This is a genomic window from Paenibacillus sp. FSL R5-0923, assembly GCF_038009145.1.
Classification (GTDB): Bacteria; Bacillota; Bacilli; order Paenibacillales; family Paenibacillaceae; genus Paenibacillus_AQ.
In genome coordinates this window covers 3,118,216-3,138,273 of record NZ_JBBPAT010000001.1, presented here as the reverse complement: position 1 = coordinate 3,138,273, position 20,058 = coordinate 3,118,216, and the positions used below count along the sequence as shown (strand labels likewise).

Sequence of the window (20,058 nt, the reverse complement as noted above, 5' to 3'; positions counted from 1 at the left end):
TCTTATGCCCTATTATATTATAAAAAAAGCGATTGAATAGAACTATCCTATTCAATCGCTTGATACTATTACAGATCTCTATGAATTCTAATTATAGTTGTGTATCCCAATAGCCACAAAACGGATCCACAGGATTAACTCCTTTAAAGGAGGAACGCCCCACAAGCTTCTCAATCAGTGCATCTACCACATAATTACTTGGTGAATAGGCATTAATGAACGTTGGTATACGCGGGACGTCGATCAAATGATAAGGATTCGCTACAGAAATGAACATCGTTGGCATTTCTTGAATAAACCATGGCATGTCTGCCCCAAATGGAGGTGCCCAATTAATCCGTACAACGGTTTGATTACTATGGGTCTCCAGATTTGAGATATAGACCGCAGCATCATAGTGATCCGTTAACGCTTTTACACCTCCGAACATGGCACTGAAATCAACTTCACTCTTATTAAAGAGCGTTACCTCGAATCCTTCCTCTTTTAGCTTGGAAATGAAGTACGGTGCAATATCTGCCCCTCCGAATAAACCTTCCTCGCCTCCTAGTGTGAATACCAGTAGACGTTTGTGACTCTCAGGACTAATGGGGAGCATCTCCTGTGTATCCTTCACTAATGTTACTGACTCATCTGCACATTCCTGAGCCCAACGCACATGCTCTTCGCAAGCAAGGACGGCAAGGGCTTCTTTTTCTGGAACGAGCGTGCCTTGTTGTTTCTTCTTATGAAGTCCCAGCGCAGCTTTCACTGCAAGAATACGAGTCACTGCTTCGTTCACGCGCTCCTCCGTCAGAATACCGGTCTCAATTCCTTTCATCATATAGGCAAAGTCTTCTTCTAAACTCTTGTTAAAGAGGAACATATCACAACCCGCAGCGATGGATGTCGGAACCGCTAGCTCCCGCTTCATTGCCATTGTGAATCCCGCCATTGGCGTAGCATCTGTAGTAATTAATCCATTAAAGCCGAGCTTGTTACGCAATAAATCATTTAAAAGCTCAGGAGCTAACGTTGCAGGCATAATCTCCAAATCTGTAATCCCCGGACGTAATTCTCTGGAATAGGCAGGATGAGCGATGTGCCCTACCATAACCGTATGTGCACCAGCTTCTATACAATCCGCATATACCTTCCCAAAGGTTGCATCCCACTCTTCCACTGAAAGTGAGTTAATAGAGGTCAACAAATGCTGGTCTCTTTCGTCAACGCCATCCCCAGGGAAGTGTTTAATAGATACCGCCATGCCATGCTCTTGAATCGCTTCGGTGTACGCCTTGCTCATGCGAGCTACTCTCTGCGGATCAGAACCGAATGTTCTAACATTGGTTATCGGATTACGGAAATTATAGTCGATATCGAGAATGGGTGCGAAAGCCCAGTTACAGCCTACAGCACCACCCTCCCGCGCGGCAATGATACCAAGTTTACGAGCCATTTCGGTATTATCCGTCGCCGCCACTTGCAGCTGCTTACCGAAGAAAGTACCCTCTGCCGCAGAACCATTACCTCCTGCTTCAAGATTAGCTGCAATTAGCAGCGGAATATCCGATGTATCCTGTAAGTAGCGATGTGTTTCTTGCACCATCTCTCCTGGACCGGGACGGAACATAATCCCGCCAATCTTAATCCCTTGTGTCAAAAGTGCCAGCTGCGTCTTATCATCGGTGAACCCGATCGGGCAAAATAACTGCCCGACCTTGCCCACCAAATCCAGAGAGGCTAAGGTTTGTTCTACCCATTTAATCCCCTCATCATCTAGATGAAACGGTTTAGCTTTCAAATCTATCATGTCTTTTATCTCACTCTCCCAGATTTATTTATTGGAATTCAATAGATTAATCAGCTCATCTAACCCTTGTTCCGTCATAGCACCTTGACTGAACATAACCATTGCACGAATCGGCATGTTGCGCATCATCTCGATCATCATATCCGAGCCATCCTGAAGCATGGGCATCATCTCACCAGCTTGTGACAGCATAGCTTGAATAATAGCAGCAGCCTGTGGATCTCCCATAAGATCACCTATAGTTGAATTACGGGTATAGGATTTAGCGAGGGATACAGTTGATTCAACAACCACAGACTCAACAAGCAGGATCTCTTGGGAAGAAGCTCCCACCAAAATTTCAAATTCACCGGTTTCCACATGCCAATCTTTCAGCTTCACGTTATAATAAGCAAACGCTCTTCTATCAAGCGTAAAGCTTACCTGCTTCGTTTCCCCAGGCTGCAGATCTACCTTCGCGAAGCCCTTTAACTCCTTCTCTGGCCGCACCATATTACTGAGTATGTCTTTTACATATAGCTGTACTACTTCTTTGCCTTGCATAGCGCCAGTATTGGTAACCTTCACGCTTACTTGCAGCGTATCAGTATCTTTCAAAGAGTGCGAACTTACCGAAAGATCAGAGTATGCAAATGTTGTATAGCTGAGACCATAACCAAACGGGAATAAAGGTGAAATTCGCTTAGCATCGTAGTAGCGGTATCCTACAAACAATCCTTCCTTGTATTCAACGGTATCTCCTTCGCCAGGGAAATTTAAGTAGGAAGGATTATGTTCCAGCTCCATAGGGAAGGTCTCTGCCAGCTTACCTGATGGGCTTACGTTTCCGAATAACAGATCGGAGATGGCACCACCAAGCGCTTGCCCACCTAGATAACCCTCAAGCACAGCTTTGACGTTGCTGATCCAAGGCATTTCAATGGCCGATCCGTTACTCAGCACAACGACAGTGTTAGGCTGAACATCAGCGACTGCTTCGATCAAGCGGATCTGACTCTCTGGAATACGAAGATGAGTCCGGTCGTAGCCTTCAGACTCATAGCGCTCTGGCAATCCGACGAACACAATCGCCGTATCTGCTTGTGAAGCGGCTTCTATGGCTTGCCCAATAAGTTCCAGACTCGGCTCATCGCTATCAGAAACGTAACCTTGAGAATAACTCAATTTCGCATATGAACCCGCTTCTTCTAGAAGGCTGTAATATATATCATCCAACCTAGTTGGCTTGATATGTGAGCTTCCACCACCTTGGTAACGTGGATTACGGGCAAAATCACCGATCACAGCATAGGAGCCTTCACGTTTCAGAGGAAGAAGACCACCCTCATTTTTAAGGAGTACCATGCTTTCTCTGGCAGCAACTCTAGCTAATTGGTGATGTGCCTCAGGATCATAGGAAGCATTTTCTTTGTCATTCTCAACAGCTTTGAAAATAATAGAAAGCAAGCGACCCACCGCACGATCCAGTGCTGCTTCAGATAATGTTCCGCTCTGAACCGCATCGATAATCTTCTGATCACCGGCACCATTACTTGACGGCATTTCTAGCTCCAAACCTGCCGCTAAGCCTTTAGCTCGCTCATTCACCGCACCCCAGTCAGAAACTACGAACCCCTCATGTCCCCATTCTTCTTTTAATATATCCGTGAGTAAATACGGATTCTCTGAAGCATACTCGCCGTTCACCTGATTGTAGGAGCACATAACGGTCCATGGCTGCGCTTTTTTCACCACGCTTTCGAAGCTCGCCAAATAGATTTCCCTTAGTGTACGCTCATCTACAATTGCATCTACAGACATACGCCGATGCTCTTGATTATTTGCAGCAAAGTGTTTTAACGAAGTTCCTACGCCTTGGCTCTGAACGCCTTCAATATGGCCTATTGCCATCTCGGAGGATAAATACGGATCTTCAGAGAAATATTCAAAATTGCGGCCGCATAAGGGTGAACGTTTAATATTAGCTCCAGGCCCCAGTAAAATAGAGACATCTTCTGCCTGACACTCTTCCCCAATGGCTGCACCTACCTGCTTGATTAGCTCCCGGTCCCAAGAGCAAGCCATTCCAGCTCCTGCCGGAAAACAAGTAGAAGGGACACTATCGAATATACCCAAATGATCATTCCCAGCTTTTTGCTTACGCAGACCATGTGGACCATCTGTCATCATGATGGATGGAATACCTAGTCGTTCGACGGCTTTTGTCTGCCAGAAATCTAGTCCTGAGCAAAGACCTGCTTTTTCCTCTAAAGTCATTTGTGCAATAATTTCTTGAATGTTAAGTACCATGTTCATTTCACTCCTTATGAATGACTCGTTTCTTTACATAGCGATAGAAGAATTGCGACGTTCCTCGAGTTCACGCATCATAACGGGTTGATCCTTGTCAAGACGATAGAACAACAGCAAAGTAATCATAATAATTTGGCCAATAATCGGTGCCCACAAATAGTTAAATGAAATCGCAGCTAATGCGGATTCTGACTGCGCCGTGGAGTTAGCTACATAACCACCCATCGACAATATCACCCCACCAAGTGCTCCACCGAGTCCCATCCCCACCTTAACCCCAAAACTAGCAGCTGAATAAAGTAGGCCTTGTGCCCGAACACCTGATTTCCACTCCCCATAATCAACCGTGTCGGCCATCATTGCAAAAATCAGACCTGCTCCTACTCCCATGCCAAGCCCGCTTATAAGAAGCCCTGCCAACAGCACCGGAACAGAAAGGGCATTCCCCCCAGTAATTGCAATAAGGTAGCCAATGATAGACACCACTGATCCCATAATAATTGTGTTCCTTTTCCCAATTTTCTTCACTACAAAAGGAGCGATCACCATCGAAAATATCATCAACAATTGCATCGAATTCACGATAGGAATGAGTTCAGGCTTTTTCATATAATAGGTCATATAATAAATGCTGGTCTGTCCTTGTATCGATGTTGTGATCCACAGGAACAAGCTCATCAGTAGCATGATCAACCAAGGTACATTGCCTTTGAGCGCTTTAACACCTTCTCTCATCGGAAGCGGTTTTTCATCAATGGCTTTTACGCGTTCTTTAGTGTTCGCAAACATGTTTAGAAACAGCAGCAGTGCAATGCTTGAGAACAAGATCATGGTGACCAGAAAACCCTTTGCTTGATCGCCACCACCAAAAGCTTTCACAAGCGGCATCGTTCCAGCACTAACTGTAACAACCCCAATTACGGCGAATATCATACGAACCGTATTGATCACTGTACGTTCATTAGAATTACTAGTCAGACTTGGCAGGATTGCAGACAGTGGTAGATTAATACCGGAATACATAATACCGAGCACGGTGTACGAAATGTATGCGTATACAAGTTTGCCCGTATCACCAAAATCCGGCGTCAAAAACATAAGTACTGCAGTCAAGCTGAAAGGAACAGCAAGCCAAAGAAAATAGGGTCTGCATTTCCCCCACTTTGTTTGCGTGCGGTCAATCATGACACCAATGAACGGCTCGACGATCGCGTCGATTACCCGTGCAACAAGAAATACCACAGCTACTGCACCAGGGTTCAGACCAAACACATCCGTATAGAAGTACATGAGGTAAAGTGTTGTCATCTGGAAAATTAGATTTGACGCGGTATCGCCTAGCCCATAACTAATTCGCTCTCTCCATGGCATTTGATTTTCATTCATACTACCATCTCCCCTGCGCCGCATTTTGTTAGCGCTTTCTTAATTGCATTGTACTGAAGCTGATTCTTTTAAACTGTCCGTATTTTAACGAAAATAGGGGGCATTTTTATCTTTTAACAGAGCGGTAGCGTTAGGCTGACTATTAGGATACAGATCAACCTTAAAGAGCTTACAGAACAGCAGCATACAAGTAATTGTAATAAACGCTCCAAATAATACATCCGTTGCAAAATGATCTCCCATAATGACGCGGCTAGTCGAGGTGCTGATTCCCCACACTACCGCACAGACAAGCATGATATTGCGCCATTTATTAGCGAAAGGCATAAACATCATCCACAGCATCATGGTCCAGCCATTGGCAGAGTGACCCGAAGGAAAGGATTTGTATGCTTCCGTTGTGACGCCGTTCTCTTGAATGCCTTGTGGGAGAAACCAGCTTGTAAATAGAGAATAATCGCCCTCCATATTACGAAAACGCATCCTTCCCCAAAAGATTTTGAGGACATTTACAAGCAGAATCTCCGCGAATACGATCACGATAGCTGCCCAAGCAGCACGATTATACTGTCTGAGCGTTTGAACAGCTATACGGTTCAATAGCCATTGACACAACGTTGCAAATAGTACGGTTATAATTAAACTGTTGATCATAACATGATCCCCATCCAGCCCATACCCACGAGTTAAAGTAATCGTTATAATACCAAATCCACTAAGTAGGATGAATAATCCGGACACCAGACGGACCACAATCTTCTTTATCAACCGTTCATTTCTAACCGTACTAAATAGAATACTCCCAGCTGCGAATAACACTAGAAAAGCTGGATGTTCTCCATATACCTCAAAAAACCAACCAAACCGCGATTCATGTTCGTTATACAGAGCTTTGGATAGATTCAGATCATTAAACGTAAAGATCGTCATTAACATGACCCATACTATAAGAAATCCCCATATAAAACGTTTTGTCCCTTTTGTCGTCATCTCCTCATCCCCTTTATACTCATTTAGGAAACGCTTACATTTGAGATTATAAAGCTCCATTCATGAATTCGGATAGGCGAATAATAACTTAAACTAGGGTAGATTTTAACCCTCCTCTTATGTGAAAAAGTGATCAATAAATCAAAAGGATCGTTCATCTACAATAAGCAAAAAAGCCTAATCCCTTGTGCACGCGACAGGAGATTAGGCTTTATGGTACAAACGATTAGAAAAGGAAATAAACTAACACCACACCTTCAACTAACAAAATCAGTGAAACGATATGTTGTTTCGTATGCTTTAAAAATTTCCAATCAATAAATGACTGAAATCCTAGGGAAATAATTATGAATACAATCCAAAACCACTTCATTCCCATCCCCTGTACGCCATCAGCTATCATTATGACAATTACCGAAATTAATCCAATAAGTCCGAGTATTAATTTACCTTTTATATTTAGCTCATTACCGTCGTCAGAAAGTTTTTCTTTATCCGGGCCAACAATCCATATCCTTAGAAAAAAACCAGAAAAAGCAATAATTAATAATAAAAATGGAATGATCAATCCTGTTGCCCTCCTTCTAAGAAGTTATTCATATTTATTTCTTATCATTAGTTCTTTGATTTCTCTTAACTCATTTAATAATTCTTTTGATATTTGCGTACTTCTAGAGTTATCGATGCCTAATTTAATCACGAATACTCCAAGCAAAAAATAGATGACTAGCATTACGATAATACTCAACTTATCTCCACTCCCCTCTTTATCGTTTGATTCTTAAAAGATGTAGTTAGTGATAGCGTAATTATCCCTATGATACCATAATAAGGGTGTTTGATTAACGCATGAGAACTTATTGCTAACTTGACAAAAGATCTGCATTTTCGATAGTATAGATAATATCTCGATTATCAAGATATTCGATTTGCGAGGGTATTTTGAAACCTGAACAATTTAAACTGAAAAGAGGGACCACAATGGCAGTACTTATTCTATACGCTACAAAATCAGGGGCAACAGAGCAATGCGCAAAGGTATTATCAGAAGAGCTTCCTCAGAGTAAGATCTGTAATATTGAAATAGAGAAGCCAAGTCTTGAGGCATTTGATAGCATTATTTTAGGTGCTGGAGTAAGAGACGAGAAAATATATAAAGCAATTCGTGATTTTATCAAAAAAAATAAAGATGAGTTACTAAATAAGAAGATGGGCTACTATATTTGTAACGAAAAACCAAAGACTACTGAGGAGTTAATTGAGAAGAATTTTCCGAATGATCTAAAACAAGCTGCGGTTTGCATCGAATCCTTTGGCGGTTATAAAGCCTATAAGGCTCCCAAAGAAGGTACTGATCAGCTCAAGGGGATTTTTGTAGATAAAATAAAAGAGTTTTCTAAGAATTTTAAATAGGGAATATAGAATTTTCTAATAAAGATCCTGTTATCCAGATATATTATCTGGATAACAGGATCTTTTTTAATAAAATATACTTAAATGGTTTATTACTACTTGATTGTCAATTCAAACTTCGCACCCACATCGCTTACAAATACAATCTTCCCGTTATTCGGAAGTTTAACTTTCGTAAGACCACTGACAGTAGAGAAATTTACACACACACCATTCGCATCATAGACAGCAAAGGAACCTTTAGGTGGTAGCCCTACTGTCATCAACTTGCCTGATGCTGTCTCAGGTACTTCATACCATCTCGCATATCCATCTGCTTGAATGGTTACCAATGATTGCGGGCCGGCATAGATAGGTTTAATGGCATCCTGCGTTATAAATAATTGGTTTCCAATCTTGAGATACTCCACGCCCTCTTTATTTTCAAAAACAATATCCGCAAGATCGCGCCCACCTAAAGTTGGAATTTGCACGGTCATTTCAGCTTTATTCGGCCCAGTTATTTTATTTGAGCCCATATAGCCCGGTGCATCAGGGAACATAGCAATTCCAGCTACTGGCATACTCATGTAAAATTGTGAGCTATACTTCTCACTGACATCAAAATACAATTTCCCTTGACGCTGCTGCCAAGCTGACAAGACCTCATTGGATAAAGCGTTTGCCTCTAGCTTTTCAGCTGAATATTGAGAAAGAGCAGTCTCACCAAGCCCTGGAATGACCCCGTACCCTTGAATCCAAAGGTAGACACGACCATTGCTTTCCTTCACAAAGCTGACTTTATTAGTACCCGTTGCATCTAAGAATTCACCGTTTGTATTATACGAAAATTTCTGAGCTGGAAATGTAGGTGCCATAATCGAAGATATACTCAATTCCCCAGCTTTACTAATCTCTATCTTCATCAGTTGTGTAGAATCAGCATAGACACCAGCATAATCCAGCAATTCCTGCGGCATAACCTCTTTGTTCGAAGCTTTAAATGTAGGTGTAGGTTTTAATTCCTTGATAACTCCCTTTTCTTGTAGCGCACTGAGCAATATTTCGTTAGCAAGCATCTGATCGGTTGTGCTATCCCCACCAGAAGATACCACAGCTGCTGCCATCTGCTGATCAGGCAATACAACAAGTGAAGTATGATACAGAGTTGTATCCCCACCCTTTGTCAGAGCTTTGATCTCGTACTGATTGAATGGATATAAATTTACACTGTCCCAGCCCAATCCATACGCAAACGAATTATCTTTTCCTTTTGGCCACATTCCACGCTTGTACTCCTCTTGCTCCATCGCTTTTACTGATTTTTCTGACAGAAGTTCTTTCGATCCTCCAGTGAAAATAGTTGCAAATCGCACCAAATCTTCAGCCGTAGAATAGATGCCCCCTGTTCCAATCACGTTAATCGTCTCTTGGGGTAAAGCGGCAGGGTAGGTAGCATTGTATACACTTGCCAGCTGTCTAGAATCCACAGAATCTACTGGCGTTTTCGTATGCCCAAGCCCTAAAGGACCTGTAAAATTCTGATGGATGAATGTAGTGAAGTCCATTCCACTAACTTTCTCAACAATCAACTCCGCCAGCGTAAATCCATCATTACAATATACTGAGTAGGCTCCTGGATCTGCCTTTAGGCGTTGAGTTGTCAAAGTCGCTAGCAAATTATCTTTGGCGATAGAATCAGAATCATTGAATAAGAAAGAGTTTGATAAGTTCGAACCCCCAAGACCTGATGAATGATTCAGCAGCATTCGTACGGTGATTTGCTTATAGCGTGAATCTTCCATTGTAAAATTATTCAGATACGATACGACAGGTGCATCCAAATCTACCTTTCCTTGATCAACGAGCTTCATAATAGAAGCGGTCGTATACATTTTACTCGTCGAGCCAATTCCATACATCGTTGTAGTGCTTGGTGCTGTCTTGCTCTCCACATGGCTGTATCCAGCTGTGCCGCTCATAACGATATTATCGCCATCGATAAGAGCATATTGGAGACTTGTCGTTCCTATCTTTTCCGTTAAGAATGCTGCCTTCTCTGCTGCGACCTTCTGAGTGTTCACATATGTTTGCGTTTTGCTACTATCCGCTGCTAATGCATTCGTTGGAAGATAAACTACTAAAAGTAAAGATACCATCAACAGGGATATTATTTTCTTCTTCATACATTCCCTCCCGCTATGAATTTTCCATTCCTTTAAAGGGTAAATTATCCATATGAGAATGTAAAGGACGTTTATATCATTATCTAATCCATTAATTCTACTTTGTCTCCAATTCTGATTTCCCCTGTCTTAACTACAGAAGCGTACACTCCGAAGTGTAGTTCAAATTCTTGGTTTAGTTTTTTCAATAATTTAGGGTCTCTTTCCTGACTATCCGGGTCCATCGTGATAACCATACATCTCTCACAAAAACTATCTACCTGTAGCTGAACATCTCCTATGGAGAGCTGCCGCCCGATCCAATCCCCTTCGAAAAGAGATTCATCGCTTAGAGCTATAACAAAGTTCCCACGAAACCGGCGCTGATCTAAGGAATGTCCCCACGCAGCCTCTAGCTTCTTCAAACTAGCATCCGTAATGAGTAAAATACTGGCGCCATCCACCGATAACAATTGCGGGTGCTCTGGCTGTGGATGTGAAGCTTTTATACTAGACATGGTAATTCGCGTTTTAGTTTGGCTTTGGATTTCTTCCAATAAATGCTCATCCCACCCAAAGGTTCGTCCATCCGAAGCCCTTACATGAATTTCTCCATTGATAAATTGCGCTTGGTAGGTAAGCATTTTAGGATTATTTCTAGCCGTAAAATACCGCCACCAGCCCTCTTTTGACTCATCATAAAAGGCACAGAAGCGATCACCTAACATTCCATACGGTTCTATTACACAGGTTTCCAATCGTTCACCTGCAAATGACTTGACTGGATAGCGATTAATTTCTCTGATTTCACCAACGATTGATTCCACGGCACAACGCCTCCACTTTCTAAAAATACAACATATCCTTTAATTCTAACTGAAATCGTTTGACTCTTGCACCCTTATTTTCACAACAACACATAGCTATTTCGAACGATTCTCGATCACATAAAAATTTATATATTTTATTTGATTATATGTTTTATACTATGACTATTACATATAGTGGAAAGAATATGAGAGGTGAATAGCAGTGCGGTCCAATGAATTCCAAAGTTTTGATTTTGCTTTTACACATGCTGTAATTGGAATGGCTCTAGTTTCGTTAGATGGAACGTTCCTAAAATGGAATTCAGCCCTAAGTACCCTATTGGGATATGATCATAACGAGTTAATAACACCTTCACCATCCGTCCGAACCCTTCTAAGTCAGATCCATGAAATTGCTGAGCTTGGAAGGTCTCTTTCCTCTATGAACATCCATCCTCATCGATTCCAACAGGCCTACTACCTACCAACCGGACAGCTGTTATCAATAGAGATCTCCATATCTATCGTTTCGGGAGCTAATGGTGCACCCCTATATTATTTTACTCAATTTGAGAACAAGACCTTGATCAGGCATATAGAAACTCAGCTGCAAGAAGCGGAAAGCAGTCTACTAGAAAAAGATAAATCATTCCTGCAACTCCTGGAGGGATTACCTCTGACCGTTGTTATTACAGCAAAAGGGATTATTCAGTATGTGAATTCAGCGGGCTTACAGTTAATCCATGCGGAGAGCCTGAATCAATTGGTGGGTACATCCACTACTAATATTGTAGACCTTACCAACCATGCAATCCTCCAAGAACGAAGGGAAAGGTATTACAGTGGTGACACGATTGGCTCTGTTTGCTACTTAATTAATTGCTTAAACGGTCAGCAGAAATTTGTGGATGGATTCACATTACCGATTATTTTCAATGGAAACATGGCATTTATCGGAATTTTTAAAGATGTCTCTCAGCAAATGCTGGAAGAAGAACGGCTAATCCAATCCGAGAAATTATCTACTGCAGGGCAATTAGCTGCTGGAATCGCGCATGAAATCAGAAATCCGCTTACCGCCATTAACGGCTTCATGAAGCTGCTTCGCTCTTCCGAGCGCATGAATGATAAATATTATTTCATTATTGAGTCAGAATTGAAACGCATCGAATTTATCGTTAACGAGCTGCTGGTCTTATCCAAGCCACAAACGACGCATATCAGTAAACCAGTGGATTTATTATCTTTACTAGAACAAGTCACCACACTAATGAATGGACAAGCTGCACTGAAAAACCTTCAGATCCTCCCTGTCTGTACAGATCACTCCATTTGGATCCATGGTGAGGCTTATCAGCTGAAACAGGTATTTATTAATTTACTCAAAAATGCGATGGAAGCAATGAATAGTGGAGGAAACATATATATTCATGTGCTTACAAATGAAAGTGAAGCCCGAATCAGCGTGCAAGATGAAGGTTGCGGGATGACAGAGGAACAGATTAAAGCACTTGGTAAACCATTTTATACGACAAAAGAAACAGGAACAGGCCTTGGATTTATGATCACGCAGAATATTGTACATAATCATGGCGGAGCGATCAGTGTAGAAAGTGTTCCTGAGCAAGGCACTACATTTACGGTAACCATTCCAAAAATTTTAGAGCCAGAGGAAGCTGCGGTATAGCATATGAAGTGCCGCAATGAATGATCCTCATTCATACTAGTATCCATACCTTCGTAGTGAGGTTCCGCTTAACGGACCATATTGCACTTATTCCCTAATAACAAGCCCATTCCCGGGTAATTTGGGGAGAATAACGGTGCTGGCTCGTTTACCTTACCGGCGGCACATTGTATTCGGTTTTTCGCATACATTTGGCTCGTTAACGATACTGTCGGCACATTGTATTCGGTTTTTCGCATACATTCGGCTCGTTTACGTTACCGGCGGCACATTGTATTCGGTTTTTCGCATACATTTGGCTCGTTAACGATACTGTCGGCACATTGTATTCGGTTTTTCGCATACATTTGGCTCGTTAACGATACTGTCGGCACATTGTATTCGGTTTTTCGCATACATTTGGCTCGTTAACGATACTGTCGGCACATTGTATTCGGTTTTTCGCATACATTCGGCTCGTTTACGTTACCGGCGGCACATTGTATTCGGTTTTTCGCATACATTTGGCTCGTTAACGATACTGTCGGCACATTGTATTCGGTTTTTCGCATACATTTGGCTCGTTAACGATACTGTCGGCACATTGTATTCGGTTTTTCGCATACATTCGGCTCGTTTACGTTACCGGCGGCACATTGTATTCGGTTTTTCGCATACATTCGGCTCGTTTACGTTACCGGCGGCACATTGTATTCGGTTTTTCGCATACATTTGGCTCGTTTATGTTACCGTCAGCACATTGTATTCGGTTTTTCGCATACATTCTGCTCGTTTACGTTATCGTCAGCACATTGTATTCGGTTTTTCGCATACATTCTGCTCGTTTACGTTACGGCGGCACATTGTATTCGGTTTTTCGCATACATTTCTCCGCAGTCTCGAAATTTTATTAATTCTATTATAGTAAGCATATACGCATTCGGCGTCCTTTAAGGCCGGTAAGCGTTATAAGCGAGAAAGATAAGGATAATGTATAACGAAAAAGAAGCTCCAGCAGTGGTCATAGCCCCGTCAAGTAGACAGTAAAAAAGAAGCCTTTTAAGCGGCGATCTGGTTCCGGTACTCTTCCGGAGACAGGTCGCCGAGTTTTTTCTGGAAGCGTTCCTTGTTGTAATAAAGGATGTACTCCTTAACCAAATGTTCAGCATCTTCAAGATTCTTAGGTTTCTCCAAATACAATTTTTCGGTCTTTAGGTGAGAGAAGAATGACTCTATACAAGCATTGTCGTAGCAATTCCCCCGCCGGGAGTGGCTACCGACCAAACCCTTGTCCTCTAAAACCTGGGCATACGTCCGAGTAGTGTACTGAAAGCCCTGGTCAGAGTGCAGGAGAGCCTTTGAGTCTTGGCGAGATTTCACAGTATCTACCACTAGCTTCAAGTCATTACGGACAGAGATTCTCCAAGCCACAACCTCGTTGTTGTACAGATCCATCACTACAGATAAGTAGACAAATTCGTGGCCTGTACGGATATAGGTAATATCCGTGACTAACTTTTACTGAAGAGCGTGGGCTGTGAATTCCTGGTTGAGTACGTTTGGAAATAAGACAGAAGGCTTACGCCCGGCAAACGGGCGTTTCTTGCGAATCACTGATTGGATGCCTAGCTCTCTCATCAACCTGCGAACTTTCTTATGGTTTACGGGAAATCCCTCTTTGCGAAGCGCTGTACGCATTCGCTTATAGCCATAGGCAGGACGTAGCCGATGAATGGCTAAGATATGTTCCTTAAGGTTCGTATCCTTCTCTTGGCGTGCTTCCCGCAGGTCAGAGGTCTTTTTCCATTTGTAGTATGCAGCCCGGGACAATTCAGCCAGTTTGCACTGCCAAACAATCGGGTATCGCTCGCTCATTTCTTGAATGGATTGGCACCGGGTATTTGTATCCAACTTCCCTCCCCATGTAGATTGGGATTGAGCTTTTTTAAGTATTCAACCTGTGCCTTCAAATACGCGATTTCTTCGTCTTTACTGTCAAAATGTTTCCTTCCACCTTTTCCACGTCGGTCCTCAAAGGTCTCCCCACTTTTAAATTTACGTATCCACCTCACCAACTGAGCATCGCTCTTGATGTCGAGTTTTTCTAGAATTTGTGAATAGCTCATATGCTCCTCTAAGTGAAGTCGAACCGCCTCGTTCTTCAACTCTTCTGAATACTTCGTAAACGTCTGCCCTTTTTTAGCCATGAAAAATCCCCTCCGGTCGACTGTGTTAAACACATGATACCATGTGCTCTTTTTTCACTGTCAACCATGAGGGGATAATACCAGCAGCATTATGCTACTAGAGCTTCTTTCATTATGGATACAAGGGGTCAAAAAAGTGAAACAGGAATGAGCTTTCTTCCTCCCTTGACTAGGGTGGATTCTAACATATCCCCTTTAACGCCTCCGAAATAGAGCTGCCAGTACACACCAAAGCGAACGCTAACGTCATTCTTCACTAGCTCCGGTGGTGTTACAATCAGCCACTGAAATTTTAGAGCCTTAGAAATTTCAAATACGGGATCAAGCACGTTATTAGAAACCATTTCTCCAAAAGGATTGTCATATAAAAAGACCGTCCACCCTTTGTTCTCACGATTCACACGTTTATGTGTCATGATCATCATGGCTACCAGCAGCTGTACAGATTGGCGCTGTCCACCACTGCCGACAGCCTCATCCAGCGCACCCCGATTGATGATTTCCCAGTCGGAATAATGATAATCTTCCGGAGCGGCGTAGAGGAAGTAATTTTCCGTTACTGGTTTATATACCTGAAGAATCGGGAAGCGATTCTGAAGCGCCGCATAGACGATTCGTCCGTCATTTATAACCTCTTTGATTACCAGCGCTGGTACTTGTTCAATCTTTGGATATTTTGAGAGTAGTTCATTGATACACCGATTGAAATAGTCGCTCACCATCGGTTCTACCTCATCACTTGATCTCGGTATATTGATATTCTTATAATTCAGGCGTACCAGCGGGAAGGCATAATTATTCTCGTTATGAATAATCATCCGACGTTCCATTCGCTTCATAATATCAATGATTTGTACTACACGATAAGAAGCCCGGGCGACCCACATCTTGCGGGACAGATCCATATCCTCCTTATCACTTTGAATGCTCTCAATCTGATCGCGTGAGCTACGTAACATCGAATCTAGGACTTGCTGAGCAATAGCGAAGTTATCCCAATGAACCGTATTTAAACGATCTAGAATCTTGGTCTCCAGTTCAGAATTCCGTTCGTTTTTGGCAAGTTTTCCAGTTAATGAATTTTTCTCTTCCTTCACCTTTCTGGAGACCTCGTCCCGTCTAACTCGGCTATCCTTAATACGAAGAAGCCAGTCAGCAACCAGTGACTCACAGCCTTCTCTTACGCTCAGCATTAATTCTTCTGGCACAGTCCGTAGATTGACCCGATCCTCAATATGTGCATTCATGATCTTGATTTGATTGGATAACGTCTGAATAAGCGCATCCATTCTTTCCAAAGATCGTTTACACTGGTTAAGCATGAGCTCATTCTCTTGGGAACGCTCCTGAATGTCCGCCTCTTTTTGCTCGAGTTGCTCATTCCAAATTTCCACGGCACGCTCATGTTTCTCTTTGATTCCTTTTTCTACCTTACGCAATTCCTTCTGCAAATTCTCTAATTCGGTCTGGCAACGGATGAAAGAATCGTGAACCATCTGATAGTCTTCTTCCAGTGAAGCAGTTTCCGACTTTTGACGGTTTCTTGCAGCCATAATGGATTCAGTAGATTCAGCAGGCTCTGTTACCTTCCGCCAATTCTCATCCACTTGATTCAGGCTGGCTTCAAGCTCCGTTAGATTCTCGCTCGCCGCTTTAATCTGGGCGGCTCTTGTTCGAATTTCAAGCTCATTCTCCGTCAGCGATTGCTGCAGACTTTCAACGGTACTGAGCTGCTGCAACAGAAGGTTCTGCTCTACGGGATCTATTGGTGTGGGTTCCATATCATCCGAAAGCTGATGATATGTCGGAAATACAATTTCAGGGAACCAATGCTGCAGTCTAGGAAACAGAGCATACTTGGCATCTCCCATCCATTTCTCACGCTCTCCGCCAAGACTTACCATTTGCGCTTCAAGATGCTCGAGTTGCTGGTCCTTACTCGCAAGCTCTTTGCTCACTAGACTCTTACGATCTGTATACTTTTTCTTCTCCTTTTGATCCTGCTCATGTTTCTTCGAACGTTCAATCCAACCTTGCAACGCTGCTGCTCTCTGCTCATGCTCTGCACTAAGCGCTTTATTCTCGATAAGTTCCCGACCGATCCGAGCAAGCGTGCTATCGTTCTCATTAATCTCGTTGCTCAGACTGATAATGCTCTGCTGAAGTTCACTCTGCAGTTTCATAAGGGTATTGCGTTTGGCTGTAATCGTCACAGTGTTCTCTGTTTGATATAACCGCTCATATTCCTGACGCACAGATTTCAACTTCGATAAATAAGCCTCCGCGTCCTGAAGCACTTGTTCTTGCTCCTTAAGCTTTGCCTGAATACCGCTCTTAAAGTTTAAGAACCGATCTGGCTCCAGTACCATTTGTGGGCCTTGGTTAGCTAGAAGCTTAAAAGATACTGGATCTGAAGCTACCATCTCTTCACGGATAAAGATTGGCACCGCTGATTTCAGCAGCGTGTCCTTCAGCAAATCCGGTTTGATTTTATCAGCTTCGCGCCGGGTAACAATCAGACTATAAGGAAGGAGTGGATGGCGCTCTAGTTCTTCCTCACGTTCAAGGTATGGACGATCATTTAAATAGGAACTGCCCGGTGTGGATTGAATCTTGAGCGAATCGAGTGTATCCTTGACCGCGAGAATATCTGAATTCGGCAGCCAGTAGGATTGATTCTGAAGTTCCACGTCCATAAGCTGATTGTAGTACTCTCGTCTGGAACGTTTTGTCTGTTGCTCCACTTCATCCATTTTTCGGATAAATCGTAGTTGAATCGTATCCTGCTCTTCAAAAAGGCCAGTAGCTCCCAAACGATTATGTTCATCAAACATTTCCAGTAGAACAACAATCTGTGACCATAATTGTGATTCTTTATAGGTCTGCGAATCAAGCAGTGCCCCGAGCTCGTCTACCTCTCGTTCATAAGAGCGATGCTTCTCGCTGAGCTCGGCATGATTCTTATGCAGTGCCAGCTTTCGGTTCTCTGCCTCTTTATGCTGTTCGTCTAGCACTTCCATATCCAGAATTATCGTTTTGGCAGCTGAAATCGTACGTTGAAGCGCCGCCACCGGAGCATGTGCAGCGTCCTGACCATGCTGAGCTGCGTATGTTCCGAGTTCTTCTGTATATTGACGGATAGATAGCGTCAATTCATTAATCTGGATATCCAGGCCTGCTAACTCCAACAGAAAGCTCTCCCGCTCCTTGCGCAGACCTTTTTCTTCAGTCGTAAGTGCTCGCTCCGCTGTTCCAAATCCTCTGATCGTTTGTTGCCAGAGGCTTGACACCACATCCCATTGTTTACGAAGCTTTTCTTTAGCCGTCTGAATGACCTCTTGACGTTCTTTCATCTCCAGAGATCCTTCGATTGCTTGAATTTCTTTCTGCCATTGCTCAATTTGTCGTGTGTGGAGCATACGTTTAGCTAAGAAATGAGCCACTTCAAGCTTTTTCTCCTGAGTCTTGGAATCGTCCAGCCGTCCACGTGCACGTCTCTGATCATCACTAAGCTTTTTGAACTCTTCCTGTTTCAGTTCCATTTCTTCCTTACTGCGCAAATACTTTAGATTGTCCGTCTCAAATCGCAATTGCTTCGCATCCTGATAACGACCCGCCAGTTCATTACCAACCTTACTTCGCTCTTCTTCCGCATTTCTCTGTTCTTCATGAATAACCGTATAGATCTGACGCCCACGAAGTTCAGTTTCTTGAACAACACTCTCTGCCTCTACTCCTAGCTTCACCAGCTCGTATAAAGGTGCAGCCATGCCAAGAAACTCTGTGTAGACCTGTTCCCGCTGTTCAAGCATCGGTAGGCGTTGAGCTACTGTCGCCGTGTCAATAAACATCCGCTGCAGCGTATTGTCTTCTTCTTTGGGTCCCTCATTTAGACTGGAGCCGATCTCAGGGATAATTAGCTTTTCGAATAAGTTATGGTTGGTAAAGGCGTCATTCTTCTTAAAATAACCTTTAATACCGCCCTCTTCCCCATTGATCCGCCGCATATTGCGCCACTCGGCGATATGGATATCCCGGGTAGCCAGGAAATCATAATATCTTTTTAAATCCGAGCTATGGCTACCGAAAGGTACAATTTCTCCCCGCCGATCTCGTATAAATTGCTGGATCGTTTCAAAACTCGTAGGTTCAGCAGTCTCTTCATCGAAGAGTGGCAACGTCGAAAGGGTGAGTTCAGACGCATCGCCATAATCCGTAAGTGCGTATAGAAGGTAATCCACTTTAATATCCTGCTGATCCAGTGAGTTATGTGCCGTCATAGCAATACCAGTCGTCATATATTCATTACGCTCATTGTTGTCCAGATGCCATTCGATAGCTACATGAAAGGTATAAGGTTTAAGTTGTTTTTTATGATTATGAAAAAATGCTTCCACCTGGTTCTCACTGTCTTTTCCCCATGGTGTTTTAGGCATTAATAACTGAAATATGGATTGCAGCAGTACGCCCTTCCCGCCTCCATTCATAAGCGTAATAAGCGTATTGCTTGGCCCCTCTTCGTTACAGAGGTCCAGAATCATATCATCATATTTCTTGAGCATTTTCTCATATTTAAGTCCTGTAATCCGTATGCGTTCAATCCGCGGCATTAATAGCACCGTCTTTCTCAGCTAAAGTTCGTCCGATAAGTTTCTTCAATTCCTGATACCGGTCAACATCATGATATAAATACCGCATTCTCTCATAAAGCTCTTCCCGTGGGAATATCCGCTTCTCTGACTCCGAGATGAACACGAGCTTCTCCTCTTCCAGGAGCTTCATGCCTTCATGAATCAGCCCAATTCGTGAGCCTGCGCCTCTTGTCAGAAGATCGCTCTCTTCCTGACTCTTAGTTTGCATATAGAGGTTAGTCCACACCTTCGACATCGCTTGGATATCCAAGCGCCACTGCTGACTAAACCGGCCTTCATCATCCATCTGCATCCATGCTTGGAAAAGTGAAGACACCTGATCGGATATCTGTATATAGGACATACTGTCCTGCCCGGACTTAAAGTGAGTCTCGTCCTGATCCATCTCGGCCAGAAACACAAGGATGATGATATTAATGATATGTAAATGAGTTTTGCGTTCAATTCGTGAGTATTTATTCTTCAACTGGGTAAAGTTGGTGGCGAACACTGACCCGAGTGGATTGACCAACAAATGGAGACGGTGTCCCGAATTCATCACTCGGCAGCCTGCCTCCTTGGCAACATATTGAAGCGCATCATATGTTCCTGCATCCTGCAGGCATTCCGCTGCCGCAGGATCATCGAGAGGGATTACTTTTTTACGAAGTAATTCAAAAAATAGCCGTGAAGCTTGCTGTACCTGTTCTAATGTATAACTCATGCTA

11 protein-coding genes and 1 pseudogene are annotated in these 20,058 nt (G+C 43.1%); 2 read left to right on the top strand and 10 right to left on the bottom strand.

Annotated features, from left to right (window positions below):
- Positions 1-91: 91 nt before the first annotated feature.
- The 5 genes from MKX35_RS13960 to MKX35_RS13940 all read right to left on the bottom strand — a co-directional run bounded on the left by MKX35_RS13960 (position 92) and on the right by MKX35_RS13940 (position 7,028).
- A complete protein-coding gene (locus MKX35_RS13960; protein WP_076299344.1) occupies positions 92-1,792 on the bottom strand; it encodes a glycoside hydrolase family 3 protein in 1,701 nt (566 codons plus the stop codon).
- A 24-nt stretch (positions 1,793-1,816) separates the two neighbouring features.
- On the bottom strand, positions 1,817-4,081 hold the full coding sequence (locus MKX35_RS13955; protein WP_076299345.1) for a beta-glucosidase family protein: 2,265 nt from the start codon (positions 4,079-4,081) through the stop codon (positions 1,817-1,819).
- Between the two features lie 33 nt (positions 4,082-4,114).
- A complete protein-coding gene (locus MKX35_RS13950; protein WP_076286555.1) occupies positions 4,115-5,470 on the bottom strand; it encodes an MFS transporter in 1,356 nt (451 codons plus the stop codon).
- A gap of 84 nt (positions 5,471-5,554) precedes the next feature.
- Complete coding sequence (locus MKX35_RS13945) at positions 5,555-6,460, bottom strand: phosphatase PAP2 family protein (protein WP_076299346.1); 906 nt, start codon at positions 6,458-6,460, stop codon at positions 5,555-5,557.
- 226 nt (positions 6,461-6,686) lie between these two features.
- Entirely contained in the window at positions 6,687-7,028 is a 342-nt protein-coding gene (locus MKX35_RS13940; protein WP_042189760.1) for a DUF4181 domain-containing protein, read from the bottom strand.
- Positions 7,029-7,441: 413 nt separating this feature from the next.
- On the opposite strand from MKX35_RS13940, the gene MKX35_RS13935 reads away from it, so the two are divergent.
- Positions 7,442-7,873 (top strand): flavodoxin domain-containing protein, encoded by a 432-nt coding sequence (locus MKX35_RS13935; RefSeq protein ID WP_076299347.1) that lies wholly within the window; start codon positions 7,442-7,444, stop codon positions 7,871-7,873.
- Positions 7,874-7,968: 95 nt separating this feature from the next.
- On the opposite strand, the gene MKX35_RS13930 is transcribed toward MKX35_RS13935, so the two are convergent.
- Entirely contained in the window at positions 7,969-10,038 is a 2,070-nt protein-coding gene (locus tag MKX35_RS13930; RefSeq protein ID WP_076299348.1) for a serine hydrolase domain-containing protein, read from the bottom strand.
- Between the two features lie 83 nt (positions 10,039-10,121).
- Entirely contained in the window at positions 10,122-10,844 is a 723-nt protein-coding gene (locus tag MKX35_RS13925; protein ID WP_076286559.1) for an MOSC domain-containing protein, read from the bottom strand.
- 205 nt (positions 10,845-11,049) lie between these two features.
- Between MKX35_RS13925 and MKX35_RS13920 the strand changes: the two genes are divergently transcribed.
- Complete coding sequence (locus MKX35_RS13920) at positions 11,050-12,513, top strand: ATP-binding protein (RefSeq protein ID WP_256716286.1); 1,464 nt, start codon at positions 11,050-11,052, stop codon at positions 12,511-12,513.
- A gap of 1,038 nt (positions 12,514-13,551) precedes the next feature.
- On the opposite strand, the pseudogene MKX35_RS13915 reads toward MKX35_RS13920, so the two are convergent.
- The 3 genes and pseudogenes from MKX35_RS13915 to MKX35_RS13905 all read right to left on the bottom strand — a co-directional run bounded on the left by MKX35_RS13915 (position 13,552) and on the right by MKX35_RS13905 (position 20,054).
- Positions 13,552-14,699: pseudogene (locus MKX35_RS13915) on the bottom strand (IS3 family transposase).
- Positions 14,700-14,827: 128 nt separating this feature from the next.
- On the bottom strand, positions 14,828-19,309 hold the full coding sequence (locus MKX35_RS13910) for a hypothetical protein (protein ID WP_076300487.1): 4,482 nt from the start codon (positions 19,307-19,309) through the stop codon (positions 14,828-14,830).
- Entirely contained in the window at positions 19,296-20,054 is a 759-nt protein-coding gene (locus MKX35_RS13905) for a DUF6063 family protein (protein WP_042189773.1), read from the bottom strand. The genes MKX35_RS13910 and MKX35_RS13905 overlap by 14 nt, the downstream gene beginning before the upstream one ends.
- Between the last annotated feature and the right edge of the window lie 4 nt (positions 20,055-20,058).

What these genes read in the sequence shown, in the direction of transcription:
- MKX35_RS13960 (WP_076299344.1), bottom strand. Translation starts at nt 1,792, where the DNA reads ATGATAGATTTGAAAGCTAAACCGTTTCATCTAGATGATGAGGGGATT.
- MKX35_RS13955 (WP_076299345.1), bottom strand. Translation starts at nt 4,081, where the DNA reads ATGGTACTTAACATTCAAGAAATTATTGCACAAATGACTTTAGAGGAA.
- MKX35_RS13950 (WP_076286555.1), bottom strand. Translation starts at nt 5,470, where the DNA reads ATGAATGAAAATCAAATGCCATGGAGAGAGCGAATTAGTTATGGGCTA.
- MKX35_RS13945 (WP_076299346.1), bottom strand. Translation starts at nt 6,460, where the DNA reads ATGACGACAAAAGGGACAAAACGTTTTATATGGGGATTTCTTATAGTA.
- MKX35_RS13935 (WP_076299347.1), top strand. Translation starts at nt 7,442, where the DNA reads ATGGCAGTACTTATTCTATACGCTACAAAATCAGGGGCAACAGAGCAA.
- MKX35_RS13930 (WP_076299348.1), bottom strand. Translation starts at nt 10,038, where the DNA reads ATGAAGAAGAAAATAATATCCCTGTTGATGGTATCTTTACTTTTAGTA.
- MKX35_RS13910 (WP_076300487.1), bottom strand. Translation starts at nt 19,309, where the DNA reads ATGCCGCGGATTGAACGCATACGGATTACAGGACTTAAATATGAGAAA.
- MKX35_RS13905 (WP_042189773.1), bottom strand. Translation starts at nt 20,054, where the DNA reads ATGAGTTATACATTAGAACAGGTACAGCAAGCTTCACGGCTATTTTTT.